The sequence below is a fragment of the Microvirga sesbaniae genome (assembly GCF_025460805.1).
Taxonomy (GTDB): domain Bacteria; phylum Pseudomonadota; class Alphaproteobacteria; order Rhizobiales; family Beijerinckiaceae; genus Microvirga; species Microvirga sesbaniae.
This window is the reverse complement of the sequence record NZ_JAMXFJ010000011.1, coordinates 138,708-164,881: the sequence shown is the minus strand read 5'-3', so window position 1 is coordinate 164,881 and position 26,174 is coordinate 138,708. Positions and strand designations below refer to the sequence as shown.

At 61.8% G+C, this 26,174-nt stretch carries 22 protein-coding genes, 1 tRNA gene and 4 pseudogenes; 15 read left to right on the top strand and 12 right to left on the bottom strand.

All coding sequences use genetic code 11. The features are described from left to right. The first annotated feature begins 146 nt into the window (after nt 1–146). The 3 genes from OCW50_RS16850 to OCW50_RS16840 all read left to right on the top strand — a co-directional run bounded on the left by OCW50_RS16850 (nt 147) and on the right by OCW50_RS16840 (nt 2,738). Entirely contained in the window at nt 147–776 is a 630-nt protein-coding gene (locus OCW50_RS16850) for an NAD(P)-dependent oxidoreductase (RefSeq protein ID WP_506323699.1), read from the top strand. 38 nt (nt 777–814) lie between these two features. Then, nucleotides 815–1,552 carry an alpha/beta hydrolase gene (locus tag OCW50_RS16845; protein WP_315974442.1) on the top strand — a complete coding sequence of 246 codons (738 nt, stop codon included), beginning with the start codon at nt 815–817 and terminating at the stop codon, nt 1,550–1,552. 712 nt (nt 1,553–2,264) lie between these two features. After that, entirely contained in the window at nt 2,265–2,738 is a 474-nt protein-coding gene (locus tag OCW50_RS16840; RefSeq protein ID WP_262298327.1) for a sigma factor-like helix-turn-helix DNA-binding protein, read from the top strand. 13 nt (nt 2,739–2,751) lie between these two features. On the opposite strand, the gene OCW50_RS16835 is transcribed toward OCW50_RS16840, so the two are convergent. The 5 genes and pseudogenes from OCW50_RS16835 to OCW50_RS16815 all read right to left on the bottom strand — a co-directional run bounded on the left by OCW50_RS16835 (nt 2,752) and on the right by OCW50_RS16815 (nt 7,973). Beyond that, nucleotides 2,752–3,543 carry a restriction endonuclease gene (locus OCW50_RS16835; RefSeq protein ID WP_262298326.1) on the bottom strand — a complete coding sequence of 264 codons (792 nt, stop codon included), beginning with the start codon at nt 3,541–3,543 and terminating at the stop codon, nt 2,752–2,754. Between the two features lie 461 nt (nt 3,544–4,004). Further along, a complete protein-coding gene (locus OCW50_RS16830) occupies nt 4,005–5,120 on the bottom strand; it encodes a hypothetical protein (protein WP_262298325.1) in 1,116 nt (371 codons plus the stop codon). A gap of 1,940 nt (nt 5,121–7,060) precedes the next feature. Continuing rightward, a pseudogene (locus tag OCW50_RS16825) lies at nt 7,061–7,335 on the bottom strand (AbrB/MazE/SpoVT family DNA-binding domain-containing protein). 62 nt (nt 7,336–7,397) lie between these two features. Next, nucleotides 7,398–7,712 (bottom strand): type II toxin-antitoxin system RelE/ParE family toxin, encoded by a 315-nt coding sequence (locus OCW50_RS16820; RefSeq protein WP_262298324.1) that lies wholly within the window; start codon nt 7,710–7,712, stop codon nt 7,398–7,400. A gap of 6 nt (nt 7,713–7,718) precedes the next feature. Further along, nucleotides 7,719–7,973 carry a ribbon-helix-helix domain-containing protein gene (locus tag OCW50_RS16815; RefSeq protein WP_262298323.1) on the bottom strand — a complete coding sequence of 85 codons (255 nt, stop codon included), beginning with the start codon at nt 7,971–7,973 and terminating at the stop codon, nt 7,719–7,721. A gap of 1,032 nt (nt 7,974–9,005) precedes the next feature. Between OCW50_RS16815 and OCW50_RS16810 the strand changes: the two genes are divergently transcribed. The 5 genes and pseudogenes from OCW50_RS16810 (at nt 9,006) to OCW50_RS16795 (ending at nt 13,463) form a co-directional block, all read left to right on the top strand. After that, the gene (locus OCW50_RS16810) at nt 9,006–10,685 is read left to right on the top strand and encodes an MFS transporter (protein WP_262298322.1); all 1,680 of its coding nucleotides are present in this window, start codon (nt 9,006–9,008) and stop codon (nt 10,683–10,685) included. A gap of 276 nt (nt 10,686–10,961) precedes the next feature. After that, nucleotides 10,962–11,420: pseudogene (locus OCW50_RS33430) on the top strand (L,D-transpeptidase family protein); the annotation flags it as partial. Nucleotides 11,421–11,453: 33 nt separating this feature from the next. Then, nucleotides 11,454–12,167 (top strand): hypothetical protein, encoded by a 714-nt coding sequence (locus OCW50_RS33425; protein WP_373371448.1) that lies wholly within the window; start codon nt 11,454–11,456, stop codon nt 12,165–12,167. A 53-nt stretch (nt 12,168–12,220) separates the two neighbouring features. Further along, nucleotides 12,221–12,930, top strand: a pseudogene (locus OCW50_RS16800) (IS6 family transposase). Between the two features lie 341 nt (nt 12,931–13,271). Beyond that, nucleotides 13,272–13,463: a WGR domain-containing protein gene (locus OCW50_RS16795; RefSeq protein WP_373371442.1), complete on the top strand. Its 192-nt coding sequence runs from the start codon at nt 13,272–13,274 to the stop codon at nt 13,461–13,463. 33 nt (nt 13,464–13,496) lie between these two features. Here OCW50_RS16795 and OCW50_RS16790 read toward each other — a convergent pair. The 5 genes and pseudogenes from OCW50_RS16790 to OCW50_RS16770 form a co-directional block, all read right to left on the bottom strand. Continuing rightward, nucleotides 13,497–14,376 (bottom strand): annotated as a pseudogene (locus OCW50_RS16790) (recombinase family protein); the annotation flags it as partial. 124 nt (nt 14,377–14,500) lie between these two features. Continuing rightward, nucleotides 14,501–15,217: an RES family NAD+ phosphorylase gene (locus OCW50_RS16785; protein WP_373371441.1), complete on the bottom strand. Its 717-nt coding sequence runs from the start codon at nt 15,215–15,217 to the stop codon at nt 14,501–14,503. Continuing rightward, nucleotides 15,211–15,624, bottom strand: coding sequence for an MbcA/ParS/Xre antitoxin family protein (locus tag OCW50_RS16780; RefSeq protein WP_262298319.1), 414 nt, complete (start codon nt 15,622–15,624; stop codon nt 15,211–15,213). Before OCW50_RS16780 ends, OCW50_RS16785 begins: the two co-directional genes overlap by 7 nt. 560 nt (nt 15,625–16,184) lie before the next feature. Then, nucleotides 16,185–16,361 carry a hypothetical protein gene (locus OCW50_RS16775; protein WP_262298318.1) on the bottom strand — a complete coding sequence of 59 codons (177 nt, stop codon included), beginning with the start codon at nt 16,359–16,361 and terminating at the stop codon, nt 16,185–16,187. A 66-nt stretch (nt 16,362–16,427) separates the two neighbouring features. Then, nucleotides 16,428–17,993 (bottom strand): IS66 family transposase, encoded by a 1,566-nt coding sequence (locus tag OCW50_RS16770; protein ID WP_262298317.1) that lies wholly within the window; start codon nt 17,991–17,993, stop codon nt 16,428–16,430. Nucleotides 17,994–18,333: 340 nt separating this feature from the next. Between OCW50_RS16770 and OCW50_RS16765 the strand changes: the two genes are divergently transcribed. The 3 genes from OCW50_RS16765 to OCW50_RS16755 all read left to right on the top strand — a co-directional run bounded on the left by OCW50_RS16765 (nt 18,334) and on the right by OCW50_RS16755 (nt 19,850). Beyond that, a complete protein-coding gene (locus OCW50_RS16765; protein ID WP_262298316.1) occupies nt 18,334–18,597 on the top strand; it encodes a GlsB/YeaQ/YmgE family stress response membrane protein in 264 nt (87 codons plus the stop codon). A 278-nt stretch (nt 18,598–18,875) separates the two neighbouring features. Continuing rightward, complete coding sequence (locus OCW50_RS16760) at nt 18,876–19,463, top strand: hypothetical protein (protein WP_262298315.1); 588 nt, start codon at nt 18,876–18,878, stop codon at nt 19,461–19,463. 284 nt (nt 19,464–19,747) lie between these two features. Further along, nucleotides 19,748–19,850 (top strand) — tRNA-Lys (locus OCW50_RS16755). A gap of 517 nt (nt 19,851–20,367) precedes the next feature. Here the strand turns inward: OCW50_RS16755 and OCW50_RS16750 are convergent. Further along, nucleotides 20,368–20,553, bottom strand: a complete 186-nt coding sequence (locus OCW50_RS16750) for a hypothetical protein (protein WP_262298314.1) — start codon at nt 20,551–20,553, stop codon at nt 20,368–20,370. A gap of 228 nt (nt 20,554–20,781) precedes the next feature. On the opposite strand from OCW50_RS16750, the gene OCW50_RS16745 reads away from it, so the two are divergent. Next, the gene (locus OCW50_RS16745) at nt 20,782–20,976 is read left to right on the top strand and encodes a hypothetical protein (RefSeq protein ID WP_262298313.1); all 195 of its coding nucleotides are present in this window, start codon (nt 20,782–20,784) and stop codon (nt 20,974–20,976) included. 638 nt (nt 20,977–21,614) lie between these two features. Here the strand turns inward: OCW50_RS16745 and OCW50_RS16740 are convergent. Beyond that, nucleotides 21,615–22,424: a Crp/Fnr family transcriptional regulator gene (locus OCW50_RS16740; RefSeq protein WP_262298312.1), complete on the bottom strand. Its 810-nt coding sequence runs from the start codon at nt 22,422–22,424 to the stop codon at nt 21,615–21,617. Nucleotides 22,425–22,728: 304 nt separating this feature from the next. On the opposite strand from OCW50_RS16740, the gene OCW50_RS16735 reads away from it, so the two are divergent. The 3 genes from OCW50_RS16735 (at nt 22,729) to OCW50_RS16725 (ending at nt 26,069) form a co-directional block, all read left to right on the top strand. Further along, nucleotides 22,729–24,246 carry an ATPase domain-containing protein gene (locus OCW50_RS16735; protein WP_262298311.1) on the top strand — a complete coding sequence of 506 codons (1,518 nt, stop codon included), beginning with the start codon at nt 22,729–22,731 and terminating at the stop codon, nt 24,244–24,246. Next, the gene (locus OCW50_RS16730) at nt 24,230–25,273 is read left to right on the top strand and encodes a sensor histidine kinase (RefSeq protein ID WP_262298310.1); all 1,044 of its coding nucleotides are present in this window, start codon (nt 24,230–24,232) and stop codon (nt 25,271–25,273) included. The genes OCW50_RS16735 and OCW50_RS16730 overlap by 17 nt, the downstream gene beginning before the upstream one ends. A 262-nt stretch (nt 25,274–25,535) precedes the next feature. Beyond that, nucleotides 25,536–26,069, top strand: coding sequence for a PDC sensor domain-containing protein (locus OCW50_RS16725; RefSeq protein WP_262298309.1), 534 nt, complete (start codon nt 25,536–25,538; stop codon nt 26,067–26,069). Nucleotides 26,070–26,174: the final 105 nt, after the last annotated feature.

Genomic DNA, 26,174 nt, shown 5'->3' with positions numbered 1-26,174 from the left:
TCTTTGAGAGTTGCCGCTGCTTCCGCGATGGAGTCTTGCGAGTACGCCGAGTAGTACATTTTCGGTGCCCCACGCAGGCGGTAGTAGACCAGCCCAGTCCGGCCGCCCGGAGTACCGGCACTCGGATGAGGCAAGGAAGGCGATCGGTGAAGGTTCTGATCATCGGCACGAGCCGGGGAGTAGGGCGCTGCCTTCTTGAGCGTGCTCTTGCACAACACCACCACGTCACAGCAGCCATCCGCAATCCCGCTGCAGTCGACATTCACCATGATCGGCTTCATGTTGTCCCCTACGATGTTCTGGACGCGGATTCGGTGACCCGCGCACTCGCAGGCCAAGACGTGGTGTTTTGCACCATCGGCGATAAATCGAGAGGACCGACAACCCTCTATTCCACGGCTGCCCGCAATATCGTGCGCGCGATGCAGGCACACCAGGTGCGGCGGCTCGTTTACCTGTGGAACTTCGGTGTCCTCGGCGAGACGGCGCAGGATCTGCGGGGAGCAGCGCTCCTGTTTCTTGCCAAACGCGTCATCCGTCACACACTGGCCGATCATCGGCGGGCGCTGGAGGAAATCCAGAACCATGCACCGGAGTGGATCGCTGTCCGTCCCCTGCCGCTGACCAATGGTTCGTGGACTGGGCAGTACCGGGCCGCTGTCGATGGCTTACCCGCTAAGAGCAGTCACATCGCGCGGGCCGATGTCGCTGACTTCCTGCTGCGACAAGCGACCGAAAACAGCTACCTGAATAAGGCGCGGGCAATCGCTTATTGACGGTCGCTACCGCACTGGTCGGAATCCTGGAGATCGTGATGAGACGCTGTGCCACCCTTGCTCTGCTGACATCGCTCATGGACAGCACGGCTTCGGCCGCTGATCCGGTGGAATTGTCAGCCTTTATTGCTCTCGCGAGGCCGGAACCAACGTTGCAGGTTCGCTACGGCGCCGAGCCTGTTCAAGGGGTCGACATCTTTCTTCCGACGGGGCCAGGACCGCATCCTGTGGCGATCCTGATCCACGGCGGCTGCTGGAGCACCGCGACCTCAGGCCGGGAACAACTGCGCCATCTCGGAGCCGATCTGGCGGAAAGGGGGATTGCGGTCTGGAGTGTCGGGTACCGCCGGGCCAACGAAGCAGGAGGCGGCTATCCCGGCACCTTCCAGGATATCGGCGCCGCAATCGACCGCCTGCGCGATGATGCATCGGCGTACCACCTGGATCTGTCGCGCACGGTTTTGGTCGGGCATTCGGCCGGCGGGCACTTGGCTGTCTGGGCTGCGGCCCGCAAGGGGCTTCCGACGGCAAGCCCCTTGCACGTGTCGTCCCCGTTCATGCCCAGGGCGGCGATCAGCCTGGCCGGAGTGGGCGATCTCAAGAGCTTTGCCAAGTCTATCCCGCTGCACTGTGGCAACGGGATCCTCAAGATCTTGGCACCTCCGGATCGACTGGCGGAAGTCTCACCTGCAGTTCTTCCAGCACCGGATGCTACCACAGTGATGGTGAGCGGCGTGCTTGATCGGCTCGTGCCACCTTATGTGGCGCGTGATTAAGCCCGCCCTCGACAGGACAAGGCTGGCAGCGTCCGCTTTGTGGATATCCCTGATGCTGGGCATTTTGACTTAGTTGTCCCGAGTGCACCGCCATGGGCGGAGATCCGACGCTTGATCGACACCGCACTGGAAGCCCCCTGACGCTCATCTGCCACCTGCCGCAGGCCTCACGTCGAGTGGGACAAGGCACTTCCATAAGGCGCATCAGGCATAGTGGCATCACTTGCGGCCCTGCTCACAGGGTTTATACCGTTAGTTGAGGACGATAAACTGGGTGTCAGATATCGCGGGGTCAATACCACCTAACGGTTGCGCTGAGGGTGAGTGCGCCGGCTTGGCACCGGAGAATGAGCTTCGTTCCCGGGAGAGGTGTGAGAGGCTCACATCCCTCTCTCACCCATACGCTGTGCTCCCGAGGCCAATTGGTTGTTGGATCCAGTCGGTTTGTTTCTAGCAGTGGTATTTTGCGCCCAGCGAGGATGTAAGGCAGGCGAGAATGCCCGACCGAAGGAACAAATCAACACCCAATTGGAATAGCCGAGCTTGAAAAACGCGAATCATGGACTCTATTCTGGTTCAGGTCGGCTTAATTCGGCTGGCCTATCCGGATAGTCGTGCGGGGCTGACAGACCGTCTCACCATCTCTTCGTCGTTCAAAAGTCAGTCTGAACCGATGTGATCGCATCGGGGCAGGAGTTCAGGAGTCTCTCTTTTGGCTACGCTGAAGCAATTCGAAGAAGCCCTGCGCGCCCAAGGCATGAATATGGCCCTGGCCATCCTGGAGAAAATGCGCAAGGAGGAGAAGAAGACCCGGTCAGTCGCTCCGGCCCGTCGCGTCTCGGGGCGCAAGATGACGCCGGAGCTCGCCCGCAAGATTCTTGAGCTTCATAGCACCACTGACATGACCCAGCAGGAGATCGCCTTCCAGCTCGGGATCAACCAGGGTCGCGTGAACGAGGTGATCAAGCGCGGAAAGTGGCTGACTGAAGATCCACAATCTGAGGAGGCTCAGGCGCGAGACAAGGCGAAAGCCCGGATGAGGTGCATGCAGTCTGAGGATACGCCGATCCCGCGCAAGCAGCCGGTGGCCGCAGGTGTCGAAGAAGCGCCGAAAAAGCCACGGACGAAGTCGGCCAGTCCTGCGCAGTTGTCGATCGACGACTTTCTCAAGGTCTCCGACGGCTAAGTGGAATCTTGTATCAGCGGGAGCCTGCCCCGCTGGTCACGATCAGCTCAAGCCGCGGCAGATCAGAATGGTGCATCAGCAGAACGCCGTTCTTGTGCGCGAGCTGATGAGCCGACTTGGTGAAGACCGAGTTGGTCACCACGACAGCGTAGGGTGCATCCTGAAAGGCGGCTGCGGCATAGGCTTCCTGAACGGCCTTGTTGCCGACAGTGCCGTTGTAGAATTTGCATTGGATCACAACCCGCCGATCTTCCTTTTCGGCAATGATGTCGGCGCCTTGATCGCCTGATCCGGGCGTCAGCGCGGCACGCCATCCGGCGTCCTGGAGGACATCGCGGCAGTAGAGTTCAAACTCCCTGCCGGTCATCGTGTCTTCAAGTACGACTGCCGGCTCGGGTGGTTGGTGCCGGTCGATGATCCGGTTAATGCGTGTCCTCAGGCGGGCGACGTACCGCTTCGGATTCTTGGCGAGAAGATGGTCGACCTTCCTGCGCTGGAACTGCGGCACGAGCGTCTTCTTGATGAAGCTGTTGAGGTGCTTATCCCAGGCGTCTTCAGAGACATTCCCATATTCGTCAGGTGAGAGCATATGGGCGCGTTTGGTTGCCAACGTCCTGACATGCTTCAGGACCGCCCGGTCTGTCAGGTCATAGATGAGCAGGACGGAATGGACCTTGGTCAAGCGCAAGAAGAGCAGTAGCGCCAACCCGCACCAGGCGGCGATCGGCTTTAGGCACAAGCCGGCCCCGAACAGGAGGAGCAGAACGGAGCTGAACGCCTTGTGTCTCCAGAGGTAGCGAAACATTCTCGTATCCGGCAGTCGGCGGAAGGTTCCTGTATGACTGCGGAGATTGGATAGCTGACTGGGGTTACCAGCCGCTTCGCAAAGATTCTCGCCGACCGAAACCCACAGGATTATTTTGGCTGCTACTGTCTGGAGAACCGGGTCCGGTCAAGGATTTGACCGGCGAACGCTCGCAACTCTTCGGCAGAGCTGGTCTCGTCCCGCTGGATGGCGAAAAGCACGTTATGAAGCAGGTTCATCAACTCCCAAGTTTGCCATGCACTGCGTTTACTCACAACAGCGTTGGTACCTCATGGGTTGGGGCGGTGCTCTTTCGCCTGAATGCGGATGCGTTCTCAGCGAGCATTCCATGGGAGCGTCAGAGTGTCAGTTAACCCCGTTTCAGTAACTTGGGCGAAACCTAACATTCTCCGCTTCTGTAATGGACACTAGCTGCACTTCGAGGGACCTGAGTGCGTACGTTAGAGAAGACGCTCAATGACATTGTGATCGGCCAAGCGCTTTGTGCGAATGCGGCGAAGTTTCTCCTTCTTGATCGGATCGGAAGGGACGAAACCATTCGGATCACTGCCAACAACCGCTCGATAATCTGCAATATTCTCGTTGGCGCGACGCAAGGAACGCGATGTTTCCTCAACGAAGGTGTCAGAGACTGTGATTGTATACTTTATATCGACCTTGCGCTTGCCCTCGGCGATGTCGTCGCATTGAAGATCCCTGATAACGCCGTCAGCTTTGAGGTTCTCCATGCCCTCCGTGATGCGGCGCATTGCGTCACGCAGACGCTTGGTTGAAAGGGCCGATCCATCAATGACCTCGCGGGCATAGATCACGTGCATGTGCGGGCTCATGCGATGATAAAGCACATCGTGATTGAGCCGCATGTAAATCCAACGTTCGATTGGTCCACGCATCTTCATGACAGCTTCGTAGTTCATCTGACGGAAGTCTAGATGCATCATGGCCTGCGAGACGAGCCAATTAAACTGAACCGTCGATTTGGCCCGCTCCTTGCCCCTATTGGCGAATGCAAGTTGGGGGAAGGCAGCGCTCGAGATCACGCGTTCGTGGATCTCACCATCATCCCCGACATCAGTTCGAATGATTTCGACGGTGGACTGGTGCAGGATGGTGAGTGCCTCGACGATCTCGTAGTAGCTGTACGTGTGACCGGTTCGGGCGAGCTCGGTCTTTACCTCGTTAATGCTGAACGAAACATTCACCTCATCCTTAGCGCTGAGGCTGATCCGGTTACGCATTGCGGCGATGCGGCGGATAACCCATTCGACTAGCCGCTCGCGCTCGCCAGGGTACTGCTCGCCTTCTTTGCCGTTCTTGTCCTTGATACGAGCTGGCTTGAGAGTGACCTGATAGACTTTGCCCGCGAGCGTAAATGTCCGCTCCAAGGTCTTCAGATATTTCCCGTCCTTGAGATCGTCGGAGGCGCGCGAGGGGATAGAACGGGGAGCCACGTCCCATAAGGAGATCGTATTAGTGATTCCAGGTTCTTCTACCACCCACAACTCGCCTTGCAAGCTTTCGTGGATGATCGTCCTGGGCTTCAGAGCCTTCGACATGCTGGGTCTCCTCGCAGGTCAAGGTACTTAGGACTTCAAATCACACAATGCTAAATTGCCCAAGCATCTGCATTTGTTGCGGCGCACGGTGGGTCTGAGGCGCACATCCGGTAGGTTTGGATCGCGTTTGTAGTAGGTCTGGGTCGCGCTTACGGGACTCTCAAACGTTCGAGAGACCCCTCCGTAGGCGATTCGAGGGCCTGATCATAAGCGGTTGGGAGTCTCCAATTTCAAGCCGACACTCCAAGTGCGATCCAAACCTACTGGCTGATGGAAAGGGGGTGGTTGCAGTCCTAAGTGCCGTTCAGACCATCTCACGAGGGAGGCGATCGCGACTCAAACCTCCCAGACAGGGGGCTGGGGCAGGGGATCAAGCTCGGTCTCCCAAACGTGCGGGTCAAACCTACCGAATCTGGCAGTTCGGTCAGTAGGTTTGGATCGCGCATAGGGAGGGGTGCGACTCAGACCTACTAAGGTCGTGAGTCAAACCTACCGAGGTCGCGCGTCATACCTACTGAGCACGCGACTCAAACCTACCGGCTTTGGCTGAGAAATTTGACAGCAAAACCATATGGTTAGCCTTTATTGGCCGGTTTCAGGATGAGGCTGGCTATGAGTAGCGCGTTTGAACTTCTGCAGGTTATGGGGAGGGTGTCCCATCCTCAGCAAGCGGTAGTCGCGGAACAGGGCATCCACGAGGGTCGCTGGACGAGGGATCAGGTCGTGGCGTTCTTCGAGCTCCCGGAGCGGGAAGCTAGCCCCAAGCTGCGGCGTCCTCGAGTTCCTGCAGTGACACGTCGGAAACGTCTGTCTCGGCGCCGTTGCTCCTTCAGTCGGTACGTTCGGCGGTTCAGTATCGATGTGTTGGTTCATCCCAGTCTGAGCACCGGAGCGGTGACGACCCTGGTGTACCTGATCTCCCGTTGCGGCCGGTACAAGCAATTGCAGACATGCACTTCGTGGCTGGCAGCCGACCTCGGCGTGTCTCCGAGGACCATCCAGAACCATTACCGTCAACTCGAGCAAGCTGGTTTCCTGGTTCGCTCCAGCCCGGATCGGCTTGGGCGGACAACGATCTACCTGACCAATTTGGTTGAGGCCCACCCTGTTCAAAAAGATGAGGCTCAACGCGTTGCTCAGCATGGAGAGGGTGCGAAAATTTGTTCGCCCACCAATGAGACAGATTCAAAAGAAAGGGCGAAATCCACGCCCAAAGGGAAAGCCCTGATTGCGAAGCACCCGGGCTCTCTGAGATTCAAAGGATGCCCGAAGCGAAGGGTGTGCCCATCAGAGCCACTTCGGCCATGGCCTCGTATATATCTGCCCGAAAGCGGCATCCGCCTAGCTCTTCATTCGAAGCGTCTAAGCCCCGGAGAACTTGCGGCATCAGTTATCCATCTTGATCATCACGAGAGCCCTCGAGATTTTTGCGACGAGCTCCCGGGGTCGGCGACCTCTCGGGATACTGAACGATCATGAGGAAGCACCCGAGCGGCTCCCTCCCCGCCCACCAGCGCATGAGCAGGCGTCCGTGCGTCTCGTCTTCGGGGTCCGTGACCTTCCATCGCCGGTTGCCCTTGGGACAGGACTAGCAGAAGCTGGCTGGTCTGCGCGACGATGAGGTCTCCGGTGGCGACCAGGCCCCATTGGCGCAGGTAAGGCTCGAGCATGGGCGGGTCATAACATGCCGCAAGGGGCGACCGCACCGTCCGGGCGCTTGGGATTGTGGCGGAAGGTTGCCCGCGTGGCCTCGTCTGAGACACCGGCCAGGGTCCTTACGGCGTCCGGACCTTCACCTCGCTGACCCGGTTGGCGGCTTTGGCAAAGCGCCGGTCGAAGCCGACGAAGGCGGTACATCCCGCCGCCTTCACCAAGTGGCTCTTGCCTGCGGCGATTGCTCAGGATGATCGCTCGTCTGGTAGCGAGCGATCAGATTGGTATCAATCGCGAGCATGGCGCCGCTTGGCCTCGGCCACGATGCTGGCGTCCATGTCCTCGAGGGTCTTGGGCGGACCCTGAGAGGGCGGGGAGCCGAATACGGCCTCTGGCCGGGTCGCGGCAAAGACAGGGCTGCTTTCAGCAGGACACCTTCCGGCGTCTCCTCGACGACCAGCCGGGTTCCGGCCGCCCAGTGCCGGCGCTGCCGGATCGATTTGGGCAAGGTCACCAGACCTTTCGTGAACACAACCGTCATGAGGCGCTCGGCTTTTGTCATCGGAGCCTGCCAGGGAAGGTCAGACACCGGTAAGCTAAACAGGCCGCGCTGACGCGAAGGGTCTACAATCCAAAGTCGTCCCGAAATCGATCAATCTGATGCATGCGCTCATGCAGGATTGTCACGATGCCGATGTCGCCATTGCTGAGCTTGCGCCAGTAAACGAAGTGCCGTTCATATCGGAAGAAATAACCGTCAAGCCCAAACTCGGCCGGAATCGGGCGAGAGAGCACCTCGTGCGTGTCAATCTTGGCAAAGGCGGCAAACAGTCCGGTGATATACCGCTCAGCCTGTTCTGCCCCCCATTGGTCGCGTGTGTAGCGGTAGATTTCGTCGAGGCGATGAGAGGCCGCCTCCTGGACCCGGACCGAGGCCATGCCGCACTACGCTTTGTTGCGTGCGATGACGTCGGTAGCCGTGAGCGCTTGGTAGGAGGCTTCGGGAGCGGCAAAGGCCCGTGCCAGCTCCGCTTTCAGCCGCTCGAAGGCTTCGTGCTCGACCCGCTCCTTGTCGCGGCGGATCAAATCGCGGACGTACTCACTGACATTCTCGTAGGATCCGGTCTCGCCGACATTGGCCGCGACGAACTCGCTCAATGCTCCACTGAGTCGGACTGTCATTGTCGTGGTGCGAGACATTAAGGGGCCTCCTTGGACTGCGATGTCTTCAACATAATCAAAAATGAATACAGAACAAGGCCTGGAGATGATCTGCCTCCCCTTCTGGACAGGCCGGCCAGCGCAAGGTGGGTTCCCGATGGAGCATTGAGACAAGATGGATCGGTAATCGGTCGTGCGAGTCCGAAAGCGGAGGGGAAGGGCGCTTTGGCTGCCCCGGATCCTGACGTGGCCAACGCCCACCAGCCGGTGGAGGCCGCCCTGAGGTTTCCTCCTGACGGAGATGGTCCCTTTGCCAAGGCATTGGCCCCGCCCCGATTCCTGCTGCGGTTCACGTGCGGCCCTGGGATCGACACCAATGACGGGTCTTGCTCGGGCACGGCCTTGGTCGCCGCGAAAAGCCGTCGCATGGCGCAGATCCAGGCGGGAAGGAACCCAAACTGCGGTCAAAGTTGCCCCAAAGCCTCAGAACCGCATTGGTATCGATATCAATGCCGCCTAGCAACCTAACTTATGGCAATCCGTAATGAGTCCAAGTTTTGCTTCCTTTACTGCTCATGGTTGCTTTCTATCAGTAATTTATCGCCTCCGGAGCGTTGGATTCTTCCAGGTACGCGAGGCATCTCGGGGCGGACGTTAGCCTCCTCAGGTCACGAGACTGGCGAGAGGTGGATCCTCGGCTGATCTGCGTTTCAGACCGAGGCTGTTCCCGAGATCGGCGACCAACCCCAGCTTGCGGCCGATCATAACCTTAAGGAAGCCTGCAACATCCAGACTCCAACGAAGACGGTCCATTGTTCCGCATGGAACGCGGCGTTGGATGGCCGCTTCACACGGTCCATGTCCCGAGCCGATTGCAGCAACCTGAAGTCCAATCCCCATCAAGGGAGGGATCGGTTCTAGTCTGGTCAGGTGGGCAATTGCTACGGCAACCGCCAGTGCCGGCGCATTATCGCTCTCCAAAACCTGATATACACGCTAACGGGCGACGCCGTTGGCCCTGCTTGGCCACCCACGGGCTGGCCCCGGCCCTCATCTCACATCGGGTTCTCCATGCCACCAAAAGATGCTGACGTCCCGCCCAGGCGGATATCCTCCTTATCGCCCTTCCAGCATCGCATCTTCCTGGCTGTCTGGATCGCCAGCTTGGCCTCCAACTTCGGCGGATTGATCCAGTCGGTCGGTGCGGCCTGGCTGATGACCTCCATCGGCGCGTCGGCCGACCTCATCGCCCTGGTGCAGGCCTCGACGACGCTGCCGATCATGCTGTTCTCACTCATGGCCGGCGCCATCGCCGACAATTTCGATCGTCGGCAGCTCATGCTCGTCTCGCAACTCTTCCTGTTGGCCGTGTCAGTAGCACTGACCTTGTGTACCTATTATGGCCTCGTGACGCCGTGGCTTCTGCTTGGGTTCACTTTTCTCGTCGGCTGCGGCACGGCCTTCAATGGGCCCGCCTGGCAGTCGCTGGTGGGCGAGATGGTGCCCCGCGCTGATCTGCCGGCCGCGATCGCCCTCAACAGCATGGGTTTCAACATCGCCCGCAGCCTCGGGCCGGCCCTCGGCGGCATCATCGTCGCAACGGTCGGCGCCTTCGCCGCCTTTGCCGTCAATGCGATCAGCTATCTCGGACTGATTGTCGTTCTGGCACGCTGGCGGCTTGTGCGGCCGCCGCGAACCTTACCCCCTGAAGCCCTCGGATCGGCCATGGCAGCGGGAATCCGCTATATCGCCATGTCGCCCAATCTCAGCGTGGTGCTCTTGCGGGGAGCGGCCTTCGGTGTCGCGGCCATCGCCGTCCAGGCCCTGATGCCGCTCGTTGCCCGCGACCTGATCCAGGGCGGTCCGCTCACCTATGGCCTGCTGCTTGGTGGCTTTGGCGCCGGGGCCGTCGGCGGCGCCCTTCTCAGCGCGCGCCTCAGGCAGGCCCTGTCGCTTGAGGCGCTGGTACGCATCGCCTTCATCAGCTTTGCCGTCTGCGCTTCAGTCGCTGGATTGAGCCCTTTCACGCTTGTGACGATCGTTGCGATGGCCCTTGGTGGGGCGAGCTGGGTGCTGGCGCTCTCGAGCTTCAATGCCACCGTGCAGTTGTCCTCGCCCCGCTGGGTGGTCGGGCGCGCCTTAGCCCTCTACCAGATGGCAACCTTCGGCGGCATGGCCTTCGGCAGCTGGATCTGGGGCGTGGCGGCCGCCCGGTTCGGGACGTCGGACGCTCTTCTGATCGCCGCGGGGGTGCTGGTGGCCGGAGCGGTCCTTGGCCTGCGGCTGCCCTTGCCTGAGATGAAGACACTGAACCTTGATCCGCTCAACCGCTGGACGGAGCCTGATCTTGCCGTCGATATCCTCCCACGCAGCGGCCCAGTCGTGATCACAATCGAATACATGATCCGGGAAACAGATATCGCGGCCTTTCTCGCCGTGATGGCGGAGCGGCGACGGATCCGCCGTCGGGACGGCGCGCGTCATTGGACGCTGCTGCGGGATCTGGAAAACCCCGAGGTCTGGCTCGAGCGCTACCATAGTCCGACGTGGCTGGACTACGTGCGGCACAACCAACGTATCACGCAGGCCGATGCTACCGTGGGAGAACGGCTCCGGGACCTTCATCAGGGGCCAGGTCGGCCGCGCGTGCATCGCATGATCGAGCGGCAACCGGGCGGGCCACCCCCGGATCCTGGATCTCATGGCCATGACCTAGCCGAACCGCTGACCGATCCGACCCGGTCATCGTAGCTCATGTCACCGGCTCCCGAAGCTGCCGAAGGCTGGGCGAGGTCTTCCGGTGGCACCGAGGGGACAAGTATCGGCTGCATCTAATCGGATCACCCGCCAAACATGGAATGTGACACTGAGTGATGTTACGGCGCCAGAGGGCCGTTCGCGGTACCCGCTTCACGGAGCTCTGGGATTGAGGCAAGCCGTTTGTTGCCGCAATTTTCTGCAAATGGCAGTCTCAACCCGTTACAAACGCCATAAGAGCCCTTCGCACCCAGCAACCGAAAGCCGCCTATGATCTCCATGCTCAGATGGTCACATCTGCCTGTCCTGGCTCTCATAGCCGCTGCCCTGATGGGACATGTCGCGGAGGCTGCGCCCTTATATCCGAAGCACGAAACTCCCATCCCGCCAGCAACGATGACCCTGATGAAAGGGAGCAACACCACTCCCGCGGAACCGATGCTAATCCGCATCTACAAAAAGGAGGCGGAGCTCGAAGTCTGGAAGCGCAGCACCAGCGGCCTGTATGTTCGCCTCAAAATATTCCCGATCTGCCGCTGGTCGGGCCAACTCGGTCCCAAGCAGAAGGAGGGCGACCGGCAGACGCCGGAAGGCTTCTATGCTGTCACCGCAGCCCAGATGAACCCGAAGTCCAAGCATTATCTCTCCTTCGACACGGGATTTCCCAACGCCTACGACCGGGCGCACGGGGCCACTGGGTCCGCCCTGATGGTTCACGGAACCTGCTCCTCCGCCGGATGCTATGCCATGACGGATGTGGGAATGGCGGAGATCTACGCCCTCATGCGGGAGGCGTTCAGGGGTGGCCAGAAGGCCGTCCAGCTGCAAGCCTATCCGTTTCGCATGACGGCGGAAAACCTCGTTCAGCATCGCCTGGATCCGAACATCGCATTCTGGCGTCAACTCAAGGAGGGCTCCGACCGCTTCGAGGCCACCAGGGAAGAACTGGAGGTGAGCGTTTCGGCGGGGCGATACACCTTCCGACCGGCTAAGAGCCCAGAGACCGAAGCAGAGGTGGTGGTCCACCGGGCCATGGAAGACGACCACATGGCGGTGTTGCTGGAGGAGGGCAGGGCGGCCATCCGAACCACCTATGCCGATGGCGGGCAGCACCCATCCTTCACCACTCTGTGGCGCCGCGGCATCTCACTGGGTGAGGTCAGCCGTCCCGAGGCGCTGGCCTATGCTGGCCTCGAGCGGGTGATTGCGTCTGCACAGGCAATGCGACCGGCGTGTCCCGGATCAAATACCTGCACACCATCATCCGCTGACGCAAAGGCCCCCTCTCCTCCAGCCATGGAAGAACGGCTCATGGCCCTTGCACCGCAGGACGCCCCGTCCACGTGGCTGAATGAACTGCCGTCGCTGTTGACGTCCGCGCCCGTCGGTGGCGCCGCAATGAGTTTCATCCATGACCAGCCGATGATCCTTGGAGCACAGGAGATCGTGCCCGCGCGCCTGGCAAACAGGACTTGAACGGGCATCGTCAAATTAACCAGGGTGTGACCGGATCGGGGCATAGGTGAGGGATGAAATCGCCTCGCCATCCTCGTTACGCCCGCCACCGCTTTCCAGCTGAGGTGATCAGCCATGCCGTGTGGCTGTACTTCCGCTTTCCCCTGAGCCTCCGGATGGTGGAGGAGATGCTGGCTGCCCGCGGGATCCTGGTCAGCCATGAGACCGTCTGACAGTGGGCGCTGAAGTTCGGTCAGGATTTTGCCAATTAATCCGCAGGCGCCTGCCGGCTCCTGGTGACAAATGGCATCTCGACGAGGTTGTCATCAGCATTTCTGGTCGGAAGCATTGGCTGTGGCGAGCGGTGGATCAACATGGGGTCGTGCTCGACATCCTGGTCCAGAGCAGCCGCTCTGCCAAATCCGCTAAGCGCTTGTTGCGCAAGCTCCTCAAGAAGCAGGGCATCACTCCACGCGTGATGATCACCGACAAACTCGAGAGCTACGTCTCGGACAAGCGCGAGATCATGCCGAGCGTCGGACAGCGGCAGCATCGGGGTCTGAACAATCGAGCGGAGAATAGCCACCAGCCGACCCGAAAGCGGGAGCGGATCATGAAGCGCTTCAAGTCAGCCGGGCAGGCCCAACGCTTCCTCTGCGTCCACGATCAGGCAGCCAACCTCTTCCGCCGTCCTACCAAAACCATTGCTGCGGGTTATCGCCATGCTCGCGCTCAGGCCTTTCAGGTCTGGGATGAGGTGGCCGGCATCGCGAATGCCGTCTGATCCGTCGAGCCAAGAAATGCGCCTCGACTTCAGCTTGTTAAATTGACCGTGCCTCTGGGCCCGAGAGATGATGGGCAATGAACGAAAAGACAAGTTCGGGATCAGCAGGTTAGGGGACGCGCGCCCGGTTGCGGCCCAGCACCACTTAAGAGTCGAGCCGGTTGGGAGCTCCCAACGGGATTAGCTGTTGAGAACCGGGACCGATCAAGGCCGTGAATCCATGAGAGCAGAACCGATTCAAGCTTTGAACTACATCGGGCTCCCGATCCGCGCGATACCAGTTCGATGCGCGATTGTCCCCATTGAAACCCATCCTTCACCGCCGAAATCCGGCGTCGAACATGGCTCGCTACTGCCGGCTCTCCATAGAGGCGAGCCTGTTCGGAGACGTCGCGTTCGTCCGGGAGTGGGGTCGTATCGGCACGACCTGCCGGCGGATCATCGAACTGCACAAAAGCCATTGCCGCACCAACCTGGCGTTTGAAGCTTGGCTGCAGCGCAAGCAGGGTCGCGGCTATCGGATCACGGATTGACCTCGGCGGTCGCTCGGGAGACGGCACTCCGAAGCCGATCTCCTTGCCCCGGTCCAACTGAAACTTCACGGAGGATGCCAACCACTTCCGGCCGCCACGCGGGGTCTGCTCCTTCCTGGCTTCGAGCTGGGTCGTGATGCCCCGGAGGGAGAGGGTCGGCCATGGCGATCCCGGCGATCAGCCTCATCAAGCGATCGTCCGGGGACCGGCGAAGGGAGCGCTGCAGCAAGGCGGGTTCCGCCATCTTCTGTCCGACCAACGTTCGAACCGCCCGCCGCAACCTCTCGACCGCCCGGGACTGCCCCTTGCTGTTGAGGATCTGAGCGACGTCCTCCCAGCTCTGCCCAGGGCGCATCTGTCGAACCGTGGGCAGCCACGTCTCGGCGGAGTTGATCAGACGATCGACATAGAGCTTCTCCCGAGCCCGTGACATCCTGCGCAACGTCTCCGGCCGGCGCTCCCGCACACCTGGATTTCCGAGCCGCCTGCCATGGGCTTTCGCAGCTCTGAGACCCGCCTTGGTGCGCTCCGAGATGAGGGACCGCTCCAGCTGAGCGACGGCGCCCAGGACCTGGAGCGAAAACATGCCCTGAGGTGTCGACGTGTCGATCGGATCTCTCAGGCTGCGGAAATGGGCCCCTTTCCGCTTCAGGTCCTCGATGACCTCCAGGAGATGGCTGACGGAACGCGCCAGACGATCCAACCGGACCACCAACACGACCTCGTCAGGCCGAATCTCGCGCAGGATCCGGGAGAGAACGGGCCGGGCGCGGGATGCACCCGAGCCGTGTTCCTGGTGAACGACCGCACAGCCGGCGGCCTGCAGTTCGTCGATCTGCGCCGTTGTTGCCTGGTGGTCCGTCGACACGCGGGCATAGCCGATCAGGCGATTCGAAAGGGCAGGGCGCCGCACGTTAGAACCTGGACACGATCAGGTGAGCCCCGAAGATCCGTGGAACCGGTTCCTCGAGGAGGGAGGCCCCCCGTTTCAAACCCATCCTGGGCAAGCGACGCCTCATCGGATATGCACGCCCATCTCACACGATCTGATACACTTCGCCCGTGCTCGCATCGCGATAGAAATCGACGCTCGAGCCATTCCAATGATAGTCGAGATGTCGTCCCTGAACGGGGTTTGCCGCGCAATCCGGATACAGGAGGCCAACACATTCGCCCCCTGGACGGCGGATGCTCGGATAGACGATCCCATCCGCCCCTGCCGTCCGGAGGCGCAACCCCAGCGCCTGTCCTGCCGCGTAGTGGTCCGGGTCGAGAATGCCCTCGGGGTCGGCCTCAAGGCCCCTGAGATCGTGCAGCAGGGCCGTCACGTCGAGGACGATCTCTCGAAACTGAGATGTCCATCCGGCCGGCTCGCTCGTCCGCGCCATGAAGCCGGCATGGTGGTAGATCGTCTCGAACAGAGCGACCTCGAACGTGCGACCGGCATAGAGGACGCCGAAGGTGCCATCGCTGAACCGGCTTGGGCGGTCCACGCTGACATGGGTAAACGGCGCCATGAGATAGGTGGCTCCTGGACCGGCCATCCGTCTCTGCTCCGGAACGAGATCCAGATTGCCGATGCTTTCCATCAGGCGGGGATTGGTCTTCTGCTCGGCCGAGATCAGGAGCGGCCAGTCGGCGGGGTCCGCGATATCCTCGAAGAGGTCGATCGGCGGGTATAGGCTTCGGATGATCCTGACAGCACCCGCCCAACGGACAGCACTGACGGGAATGGACTCGATGTCGATCACCAAGAGCCCCGCTCGGCATCCAGATAGCGGCGCACGCGCATCAGATCGGTCAGATCGCCGGCCAACATCACATCAAGGGCCGACCGCCCGGCGAACGCCGCGTTGGGGGACTTGATCCAGCTGTATCCTCGTTGCGGCTCACGAAAGATCAAGCGGAGAGCCTTATGGATGCCCATCAGGTTCGAGAGCCGGGCTTTGCCGTCGCGATCGATGCGACCAAGCTCGCCGGCCTTCCACCTGCGATAGGTTCGTACGGGAAGATCGAGCAGGGTGGCAGCCTGATCGTCCGTCAGACCCCAAACACCGAACAGGTTGACCGCGGCCCGAAACATCGCGGCCGCCTCTTCATCGGTGATCGGCGCGGGGACGAAATCACGGGGTGCCGTATTGATGCGAACCAGAGCCGTCATGGTGCCTCCAAGGTTTGGCAATAAAATACGATTTCGATGCCAAATGGCAAGACCCTGCTTGCCTCAATGTTCCGCTATAATGGGGCGCGAAGATCATCAGAGGGCGGGAGCCTATGCATCTGCTCGACCCGCATCCTTACCGGACCAACGGACGATCACCCTGCGGGAGCAGCCTTGTACAGTTCTTCCGGACGTGAACAAACGATCGTTTGAAGACGATTGGTGAGGGATTTCGTTTACAACGCAAAGAGGGCTGGGCTTCCCTCAAGCGCGCTAGAATGGCTTAAAATAAGGACTTCTAAGGCCCCTCGGGCACCCATGAGCTTCTATGAGCGCCGGTTATGAGGGCTCCGATGGAGTGGCTTGCGATGCAGCCCGACAAAATAGCTCAAAACCGTCTGACAGATCGTAGTCAATTGCGGTTTAGCTTCCATTGATCCTGTTCTTTCCTGTTAAGTCAATACCTTAGCATCTGTACGAAAGCTTAGCTTTTGGGTAACTGGGGCAGATTAGGGGGCAAGGGATACCTCCAGACTGGCCTTCGGGACTCAATCTATGGATCACCGTGCCGCCTGGTAGTTCCGACCGTCTACCTGAGCAGACGGGAACCCTCCCGGCCCTGACGTTTCCCCATAGCCGTAAGCGATCATCACAAACAGCACGGCGGCCAGGGCAACCACCAGCCCCATGAAGATCAGGATCATCGCGGTGCGGGTGGTGGGACTGTCCTCGTGCATGATGTGTCTCCGTGGCAGGCTGATGAGCGGATAACGCCTGAACGTCAGCAGAGCAGATTGCGGGCCTCAGGCTCCTCGGGCCACGAGGTCAGCCAGCGGCGGGATCTTCGGCTGGTCTGGGTTCAGGCCGAGCCGGTCCCCGAGATAGGTGAAGAACGACAGCCCGAGCTTGCGGCAGGTCTTCGACAGCCCCAGCATCACATCCCGAGCCACTCGGCCATCGGCGCTCATCGTGCCGCCGGAGATCTTGCGCTTGATCACCCAGGCGCGCAGGTCGTTCTCAGAGGCATTGGTGTGCAGCGGGATCTCGGGACGCTCGAGCACCCGCAGCAATTCGTTCTTCCTCCGCGCCAGCCGGGCCAGCAAGTCGTCGAGCTCCTTGTAGCCGGTGCGCAGGCCAAAGATCCGGTCAAACTGCCACCGGAAGGCCCGCTCCCCACCTGGCGAGGGGCTTTGCTTCCACAGCTTCAGGCTCCGATAGAAGCACCAGATCGCCTCACGGACCAATTCCACCGCCTGGGCCTGCTTGGGGGAGGCCGGCATCAGCTTCTGCAGGTGGCGCTCGGCATGAACCCAGCACAGGGCATGCGTGGCCACCCGGAACTGCCCGGCATCGTCGGAGACCACGACGGTGGTCTCCATCAGCCCGTGATGCCGGAGCGCCCCCCAGGTGGCGGCCTCGTCCAGCGCCTGCAGCAGAGGCCGGTCGAAGATGTTGATCGAGCAGCGCAGCAGATGCTGCCACCACGCCATCTGCGAGCCGAACACCTGGTCCGGATGCGCCGCCAGCCGGGCGATCACGGCGGCCTCGATGGATTGCGCCCGCAGATAATCCAGGGCGGCTTCGTTGACGACGTAGTCCTCGCAGCCAGCTCGCAGCAGCGTCAGGAAGTTCAGGCGCGATTTCGATCGGCTGGTGCGGAAGACGCAAAAGCGCTCGCCGCCGATCTGGGTGGTCACAGCGGGACGACGGGCATGGCGCGCCCCTGTATCGTCGACGGTGAGGTAGGGTGAGGAGGTCAGGCCCGCCTGCAGGACCACGCGGTCCTCCTGTTCGAACATCTCCAGATCCGAGGTGAGCAGGCGCACGACCTCGCGCTTGGAGATCGCCAGGCCGATGCCGTTCAGCAGATCGGTCAGGCGCTCGGTGGTCACCTGACCTTGCGTGTGCAGGGCGAGGCAGAACCGCCGCACACCGGGACCGAACCCGCCGGTGATCCCCGCGGGCAAGGGTGCGATGAGGGCCTGGCCCTCGGGCGTGAGCCAGCGTTCCCGCTTGTAGCGCACCACCTCCGCGGTCAGGATCAGATCCCGTCGGATGACCGTCTTGTAGCCTTTGAAGCGCGAGCCGGGCGGAGCCTCGACCGGGAGCGTGACCTCGCGGGTGACCTGATCCCGTTTGGCGCCACGGCCAGGGCGCCGGCCCGGACCTGTGGGGCGCGGCTGGGTGGCTTTCTCCATGCCGGATGGCTTGAAGGGCGGGCGCGGCGGCAGGTTCTTGAGCCGGGCGATCTCGTCCTTCAGGGCCTGGTTGTCGAGGCGCAGGTTGCTGTTGTCGAGGCGGAACTGCTCGACCTCCTGCTGCAGAGCCTTCTGGGACAGGGGCTTGGCCGAACCACCGGGCGCGCTCATGCCTGGATTGAATCATGAATGCCGCCCCGGAGGAGTCCCTCGCCCCGAAACTGCCCCACTTACGCATTTTGGGCGGGCGGTGGTTGGAAGCGCGACGGAGCGGGGCTGAGGCAGCCATGGTGCATCGGCTCCATCATCAGACTGGGAAGGCTGCTGCCGGTCCGAGTGGGAACTGATGAAGCAGGAGAGGGACAGCTCAAGGCTGGAGAGCCAACCTGACCAGGCCACACTCCAAGGCTAAGCCCGGCACCGCATGGGCTGACGGATGGGGCATTCCAAGGCACCACTCGAACTCTTTTCAAGCGTCACCGTTGATTCTGAGACAGTGCGGGAGTGTGGCATGTCGATCATCGGCTGGCTGGTTCTCGGCCTCATCGCAGGCTTCATCGCAAGCAAAATCGTGAACAAATCGGGCGAGGGCGTTGTCCTCGACATTGTGCTCGGCATCGTCGGAGCCGTGGTTGGCGGCTTCATCTTCAATGCCGTCGGGCATGTCGGCGTGACCGGCTTCAATCTCTGGAGCATGGTGGTTGCCATCATCGGAGCAATCGTTGTCCTTGTGATCTACCATGCCGTAGCAGGTCGCAGCCGCTCTTCCCTGTAGGTGTTCCGAGACTACCGCCTAGCTTTGGGCCGACCTGCTGCATGAACGCACGTCGGCCATAGACCAGATCGCTGCAAGCCGGCCAAGTCTATGCCCAAGCAGCATCCTGAGCTGAAGGTAACCGCTGCCGCCATGAGCTTCCGATCGAACAGCCGAGGGAAGGGGCCGAACTTGTCGTCCCGCGTGACGTTGAGGAGGCCCTTTGCCGCGAACCAAGCCTTGGCCGCAGGAATGTGAGCCTCGGATGGCTTGGTCACCAACGAGGAGGAAACAGATCAATGACGTCCAGCATACCCACAGGTTCTTCATTATCCCGAAAAGTGGTCACAGCCTTCTTCGACAGCCGCAGCGATGCCGAGGATGCGATCGAGCGTCTGGTGGATGCCGGGGTATCCCGCGACATCATTCGCTTCATGCCTGGTGACGAGCGGGATCCGCCCGACGATCCCGCCGCAGCCCGACGCCCCGAGCCAGGAGGGTTCTGGGGCGCTTTGGGCGGGTGGTTTCTGCCGGACGAAGACCGGCACACCTATGCGGAGGGCCTCAGCCGCGGCGGCTATCTGATCTCGGTCGATGCCAGCGATGAGCAGTATGAGCGCGTGCTCGACATCCTCGATGACGAAGGCACCATCGACATGGACGAGCGCGCCGACTCCTGGCGGACGGCGGGATGGTCCGGTGTGTCGGCCGAGGGTGTCGTCTCCGGATCAGCCGCCAACCTGACCACCGGGGAGCGTTCGGCTTCCGGCGGCGAAGAGGGGGCTGCCGGAGTTCCGGAGCAATCTGATGCCGGCCGACGGGATCTCAGCCACGGACGGACCCGGATCCGCTCCTATGTGGTGGAGGACCCATCGACGAGGCGGTGATGCCGCTCCCGCAGCATGCCGGCCAAGCCTGCTCTCAAGGATGCTCCGGGCGACCTCGTCACTCACGAGGTCGCCCGGAAAGGCAATCGCCTCGACTATATGCCGATACAGAACCATGGCATGTTCTTCTGTCACGAGTCTCAGGTCTTGGGATCCCTGACTGGGTTGATCAGGTTGAAGTGTTCGATCCTACGCTGATTGCGCGCCGACCGAAGGTCATTCCATTCTGAAGGCCGGGACGGCGCCTCTTTCCAACCAACCGCACTGCTTTGTGAGCTTCTCGTGAGCGCGCGGTTTTGGATAGACGAGTTGCCCAACATCGCTTGAGCAGAGAACCTCTGACTTTTGAACAGAGGGTCCTGGGTTCGAGTCCCAGCGCGCTCACCACTCCAATCCCCTAACCGGCAAGGATTTTATAGTTTTTCTGTGGCCGTAGCCCCTCGCCATCGTTTCCTTTGGGTAACACCACGGGCAACAGCGGACGAACATTGAGCACCTCATCGCGACCTGACTCACTTCGAGTTGGGTGGCCGAAGGTCCGCAATCTGGTTACGAACCGACCTTCAAACAGTCACGCTGGTAGACCGGTCGTGACCCACTCCGGACCTTCCCGGAGCAGTTCTCCCGTCCGAGTCCATGTTCCATAATGCCCCGCTATCGGGAATTCGGGACTTCAATCCTGGCCTGCGGAGTGCCCTTCAGAGGCCGATACGCGGCCGAGTTCCTTGCGGACCACCTGGACCGTCTTGGGGCCGATCCCGGGGAGGCGTTCGAGCCGATCTGCAACCGCCCGAAGTTGATCAAGGGTCTTGATGCCGTCGTCCTCCAAGGATTTCCAGGCAGTGAGAGGAAGACGGAGACCTCGGATCGGTCCTTCCCAACGCTCTTCGAAGTGATTGGGCACCTACGTCGGGCTCTTGGAGGTATCGAGTTCCGGATGGTTGCGGACTAGCCTCTCCCGCTCGATAGCCAGATTGTCCCACGTCCTAGCCATCTCCAGAAGCTGGTTGCACTGCTCCCCCTCGGGCACCTGCTTGGCAAGCACCCGGCACTCCTCGGCGTGTTTCCTGTATTCCGATGCGGTTTTCATGGCCTGCTTTGTAGATCGCGACGGTTCAACGGCAATAGCCTCCTGTCCTGATCGAGAAACTCTCGCATTTCATCAATGAGTTCGGCGACTCCCAGCCTCCCTTGGATTTCCGAACCCGACCGGCGCAGAGTACGGCTATCACTAGCTGCTCTGAACCCGTAGGCGCCTCTGTGATTGGGGTGCGGGTTCATCCAGGTGAATGCGACCCGGGAGAGGACGTGGAATGATATGCGGATGGATACCGAAACCGCCAACCTCCTCACCCGTGCCGATGCCGCGATCTGCGATACCAAGCGCCTCCGCGAACAAGTTCGCGGGAACCTGAAGCAGACGCGGAAACATCTTGCCGCCATTGCCACCACCATCCAGAACGATCGGACAGGGCGATGCCGATCCTGGCGGAACTGGAACCTTGGCGATTGAAAGCCATAGGTATGGGCGGTGAGGCATTCTCCCGTTCGATAGACACCTTCTCGGCAAGTGGCCCCAAGGTCTAGTCCTCGGACTCGGGAAGGGGCTGTGCGAGAGGGCCGGCAGCAGGGCGACCATCAGGGCCGCCTACGGCGCTGCCGGGAGCAGTTGGCCTTGGCCCGCAAGCTTCTGGCGAGGCCGTTTATCCCCGCGACCACGTTCCGCCCGAAGACCCGTTCGATGTCAGCGGACTGAAGGTCTGAGGCAAGGCCGCGGCTGCGCTCCAGACCTGCGGTCCACACGGGCGGATCGGAATTATGGTGCCTTCGATGGATGCTCGGCGATGCGGGACTTCAGCCGGGACAGCATCATCCGGACATGCGCAAGGACGCGTGCGGCCTACACTTCCCTGATCACGGTTTCATTGTCGGTTGGATCAATCGGAAGAGGCATGTGTGCGCTCCGCTCGACAGGCGGGAGCACGGGGCTCTCAGCCGCCGACGCCTGTGCAACACAAGTCGCCGATGCCTCATTTAAGACCATGGCCGGGGCGAGCCGATGGCTATTCTGCGTCACCGAGGGCTTCAATCACGGCAACAGGGACAATTTCCGGATGTGCTGCCCGAGCGGCCGTCATTCAACCTGGGGTCTCAGGCCCTCATCCGGGATCCAGGGCGTTTGCTGCCGGCTTGCGCCTTTTGAGCCGTACTGTCCTCGACCGTTGGATAGACGCCCGCCAGCACCTGATCGAAATGGCGGCGCAGGGCATGATTGCAGCCGCACGACAAGGCATCCAAGCTGTCCAGGTCGCGGACCCGCAGGCCGCCCCTGCGGGTCTCCAGCAGGTGCCGGCGTTTTAGGGACTGGATGACCCGGCTGACGTAGCTGCGGCCGACGCCCATCATGCTGGCCAACTGCTCCTGTGTCAGCGGGATGTCATGATCGCCCGTGCGATCGATGGCGGCCAGTAGCCATTTCACCGTGCGCTGCTCGATCGTGTGGACCGCATTGCACGCCACCGACTGGAACACCTGCGCCAGCATGCAGTCGGCGTAGCGGGCGAACAGGTGCCGCAGGCTCGGCGATCGGGTTTCGAACTCCTCGAGATCCGCCGTGGACAGGCGCAGGAACGGACCGGGGAACTGGATCTCGGAGCGGGCAAAGGCGGGGAGCCGTCCCTGGCTCACGATTCCGCCCACCGCCCCCTCGCGTCCGATCAAGGCCGTCTCGACCGTGAGACCATCCTCAAGCTCGACCACGAAGGACACCAGGCTCGGGCCGCACGGGAAGTACACGAACCTGACCTCATCCCCGGGCTGGTACAATCGAGCTCCCGCCTCACCCTCCCATTCCTGGAGCGAAGGGGCCACGATGGCCAGATCTTCCGGCTTGAGCGCACTCAAGAGGTTGTTGCTGGCGATCCTCTCCCTGAGGCGCGACGGGATCATGGCAGGCTGCATCGGGCGTTGTTCCTCCACCGGCTATGGCCGTCCAACGCGCAGGTTCAGCTTACGTTCAATTGTGAACTTTTGTGAGGCCTGTGTTCACAAGTGGACAGACGCTCATGGCTGTTTCTGTCTACAAGGACACATAAGCTTATGACGGAACTCCCCGCCAAATCATCGAAGCGACCTCTTGCCGGAACGGTCGACTTCTGGTCGGGACGAGTTTGAACAAGACAGCGCGCATGCGCGACGACGCCGAAGCGGCGGTCAGCCCGCAGCCCAAGCCTCGATCGCAAGCCTGCGCCCACAAGGACAGCCCATGACGCTTCCACTTCCTTCCGATGCCGCCCCGATCACGACAGGGATCCCTGGCCTCGACGACATCCTGGCTGGCGGGTATGCCGCCAACCGGGCCCACCTGATCGAGGGACGGCCGGGCTCCGGCAAGACGACTCTGGGGATGCAGTTCCTGATGGCCGGCGCCCGGCAGGGCGAGGCCTGCCTCTACATCACGTTGTCCGAGAGCAAGCGCGAACTCCTGTCCGTCGCCTCCCGCCATGGCTGGGACCTGGAGGGCATCGAGATCTTCGAGCTGGTGCCGCCGGAGCTGAGCCTCGATCCCAAGCAGCAGCAGAGCCTTGTCTACTCCTCGGACCTGGAGCTCGGCGAGACGGTGCAGATGGCGCTGGCGGAGATCGAGCGGGTCAAGCCCAGCCGGGTCGTATTCGACTCGCTGTCGGAGATCCGACTCCTGTCCCAAGGCTCCCTGCGCTATCGGCGGCAAGTTCTGGCGTTGAAGAGCTATTTCCTGCTCAACGACGCCACCGTCCTGATGCTCGACGATCTCACGTCCGAGCAGGATGACCTCAACCTGCATTCGATCAGCCATGCGGTGATCCGCCTCGAGCAGGTTGTCCCGGCCTATGGGTCGGAACGGCGGCGGCTCAGCGTGACGAAGATGCGCGGCACGGCGTTCCGGGGCGGGTATCACGATCTCATCATCGAGCGCGGTGGTCTGCGGATCTTCCCGCGCCTCGCGGCTGCCGATCATCATGCCGCGTTCGCATTCGAGCCGATCCCCAGCGGCATCGTCGAACTGGATGCCCTTCTCGGTGGCGGCCTGAGCCGGGGCACGAGCACTCTCGTGATCGGCCCCTCGGGCGCGGGCAAGTCCACGCTGGCGCTCGGCTATCTCTGGGCGGCCCTGGAGCGCGGCGAACCCGCTCTCATGATCAGCTTCGATGAGACCATGGGCATCCTGATGCAGCGGGCAAAGGGTGTCGGCTTCGACCTCGGGCCTCATGTGGAATCCGGACGGCTGCGCATCGAGCAGATCGACCCGGCCGACGTCTCGCCCGGCGAGTTCGCCGGCCGGGTGCGGGAAGCTGTCGAACAAGGGGGCGCGAAGGTCGTCGTGATCGACAGCCTGACCGGATACCTGAATGCCATGCCGGAGCAGCCCTTCATCGTGCTCCAGATGCACGAACTGCTCACTTATCTGAACCAGCAGGGCGTGGTCACGATCCTGATCCTGGCCCAGCACGGGATGGTCGGCCAGATGGTCTCACCGGTCGACCTGACCTACCTGAGCGATGCGGTGGTGCTTCTGCGCTTCTTCGAGGCCAACGGCCGCATCCTGCGGGCGCTATCGGTGGTCAAGCGGCGCACCGGCGCGCACGAGGACACGATCCGGGAGTTCCGGATCGACAGCCAGGGTTTGCGCGTTGGTGATCGATTGGAGCAGTTCCGGGGTGTGTTGACAGGCGTACCGACGTTTGAGGGCCAGCGCGCCTCGCTTCTTGAGGAGCGTGAGACCGACAATGACGCAGGCCGATGAGGTGTCCGTGCTGATCCTCGCCCCGCACGGGCGGGATGGCACCGTGGCACAGGCCATCCTCGGCGAGGTCGGGATCCAGGCCACGATCTGCCTCAGCCTGGAGGCGCTCGTTGCAGGATTGAACGGGTCAGCCTGTGCGGTCATCACGGAGGAGGCGCTGCTCAGTGCCGACCGGCGGGAGCTGGCCGATTGGGTCAAGTTGCAGCCGCCCTGGTCCGACTTTCCCTTCATCCTGCTCACCCATCGCGGTGGCGAGCCGGTCGAGCACCTGACGGCATTGCTTGGGAACGTCACGATCCTGGAGCGGCCGTTCCATCCGGCCGTTCTCGTGAACGCCATTCGCTCGGCGCTGCGGGCAAGGCAGCGGCAGAGGGAGGTGGAGGCGCATCTCCGGGAGCGGCAGCGAACGCACGAACGTCAGGCCCTGCTCATCCGCGAGCTGCATCACCGGGTCAAGAATACCCTTGCCACGGTGCAGGGGCTTCTCGGGGCCACAGCCCGCTCCACGCACTCCGTAAAGGAATTCTACCATTCGTTCGCGGATCGGATCGTCTCCCTTGCCAACACCCACAACCTTCTGACCGAGGATTATTGGCAGACGGCGCCATTGATCGAGATGTTCAGGAACGAGCTGGCCCATTACGACGATGGAGCGCAGCGGCGGATCACCCTTGACGGGCCGCCGGTGGAGCTCTCGGCCGATCTGGCCGTGCCGATCGGCATGGCCGTGCATGAGCTGACGACAAATGCCGCCAAGCACGGAGCCCTGTCGGTTCCAGGCGGGCAGATCTCTGTGGCTTGGACGGTCCGGAATTTGGAAGCAGGGCGCCGGCTTGCCATCGGGTGGGTGGAGCGGGGCGGCCCGCCAGTCGAGCAGCCGCGGCGAAAGGGCTTTGGCTCGACGTTGCTGCATCGGGTGCTGACCCATCAGTGCCGCGCAACCATCAGCATCGCCTATGACCCTGAGGGACTGTCCTGCCACATGGATATTCCGCTGCTTGAGGAGCGGCTCGTGCCGGAGTATTGATCACTGAGGCTGCCCAAACCTCCAAACTGGCCGGATCTCTGAACGGCCGGGCAGGCGGAGACAGGCTGGAGGTGCGAGCGGCCGAAGCGGATAGCTCAACCATGAGACGGCACTCTGCCTGACCGGGTCGCGACCATACCGAGGCGGAGGACATCGTTCAGGCTCTAACATAGGTCATCGGCCCGGTGGCAAGCTGCGCTATGATCACGTCGTAGGTGCCCAAAGGCATAACAAGGCATGGGATCTTCGAGGAGGACCGGCGGTGGCGATGGCGTGGCCGAGGTTGTCCCTGCGCGCGCGGCTCTTCATCCTGACGGCGCTGGCCCTTCTGCCCGCGCTGGCCATCCTGCTCTACAACGAGGTCTCCCTGCGCCACAGTCGCGAGGCCGAGGTGCATGCGCTCGCCCTACGCTTCGGTCAGCTTGCCGCCCTGGAGATGCAAGGCGTCCTGGAAGGCGCCGAAGGGCTGCTGCTGGCGATCACCCAGGTCCCGGCGGTGTGCTCCTTCGATGCCGAGCCCTGCAGCACTTACCTCGCCAGTGTCCAGGCCCAGTCACCGCACCTGATCGGCATCACTGTCATTGCCCGGGACGGCCTCATCCGCTGCCGGACCGACGGCAGCGGGCAGGGGCAAAGGCTCGACGACCGGCCCTACTTCAGGCCGTGCTGGCAACGGGACGGTTCGTGGTCGGCGAGTATACGGTCAGCCGAATTTCCGGGGAGCCAGGGCTGCCGCTTGCGGTCCCGATCAGGAATGAGGCGGGTGAGATCATCGGGGTTGTCGTGGCCGGTCTGAACCTTGGGTGGCTGGGCGAGCGGCTGCGCCAGCGGGACTTCGCCCCGGGCAGCGCCCTGACGATTGCCGACCGCAATGGTGTCATCATCGCTCGCGAGCCGTTTT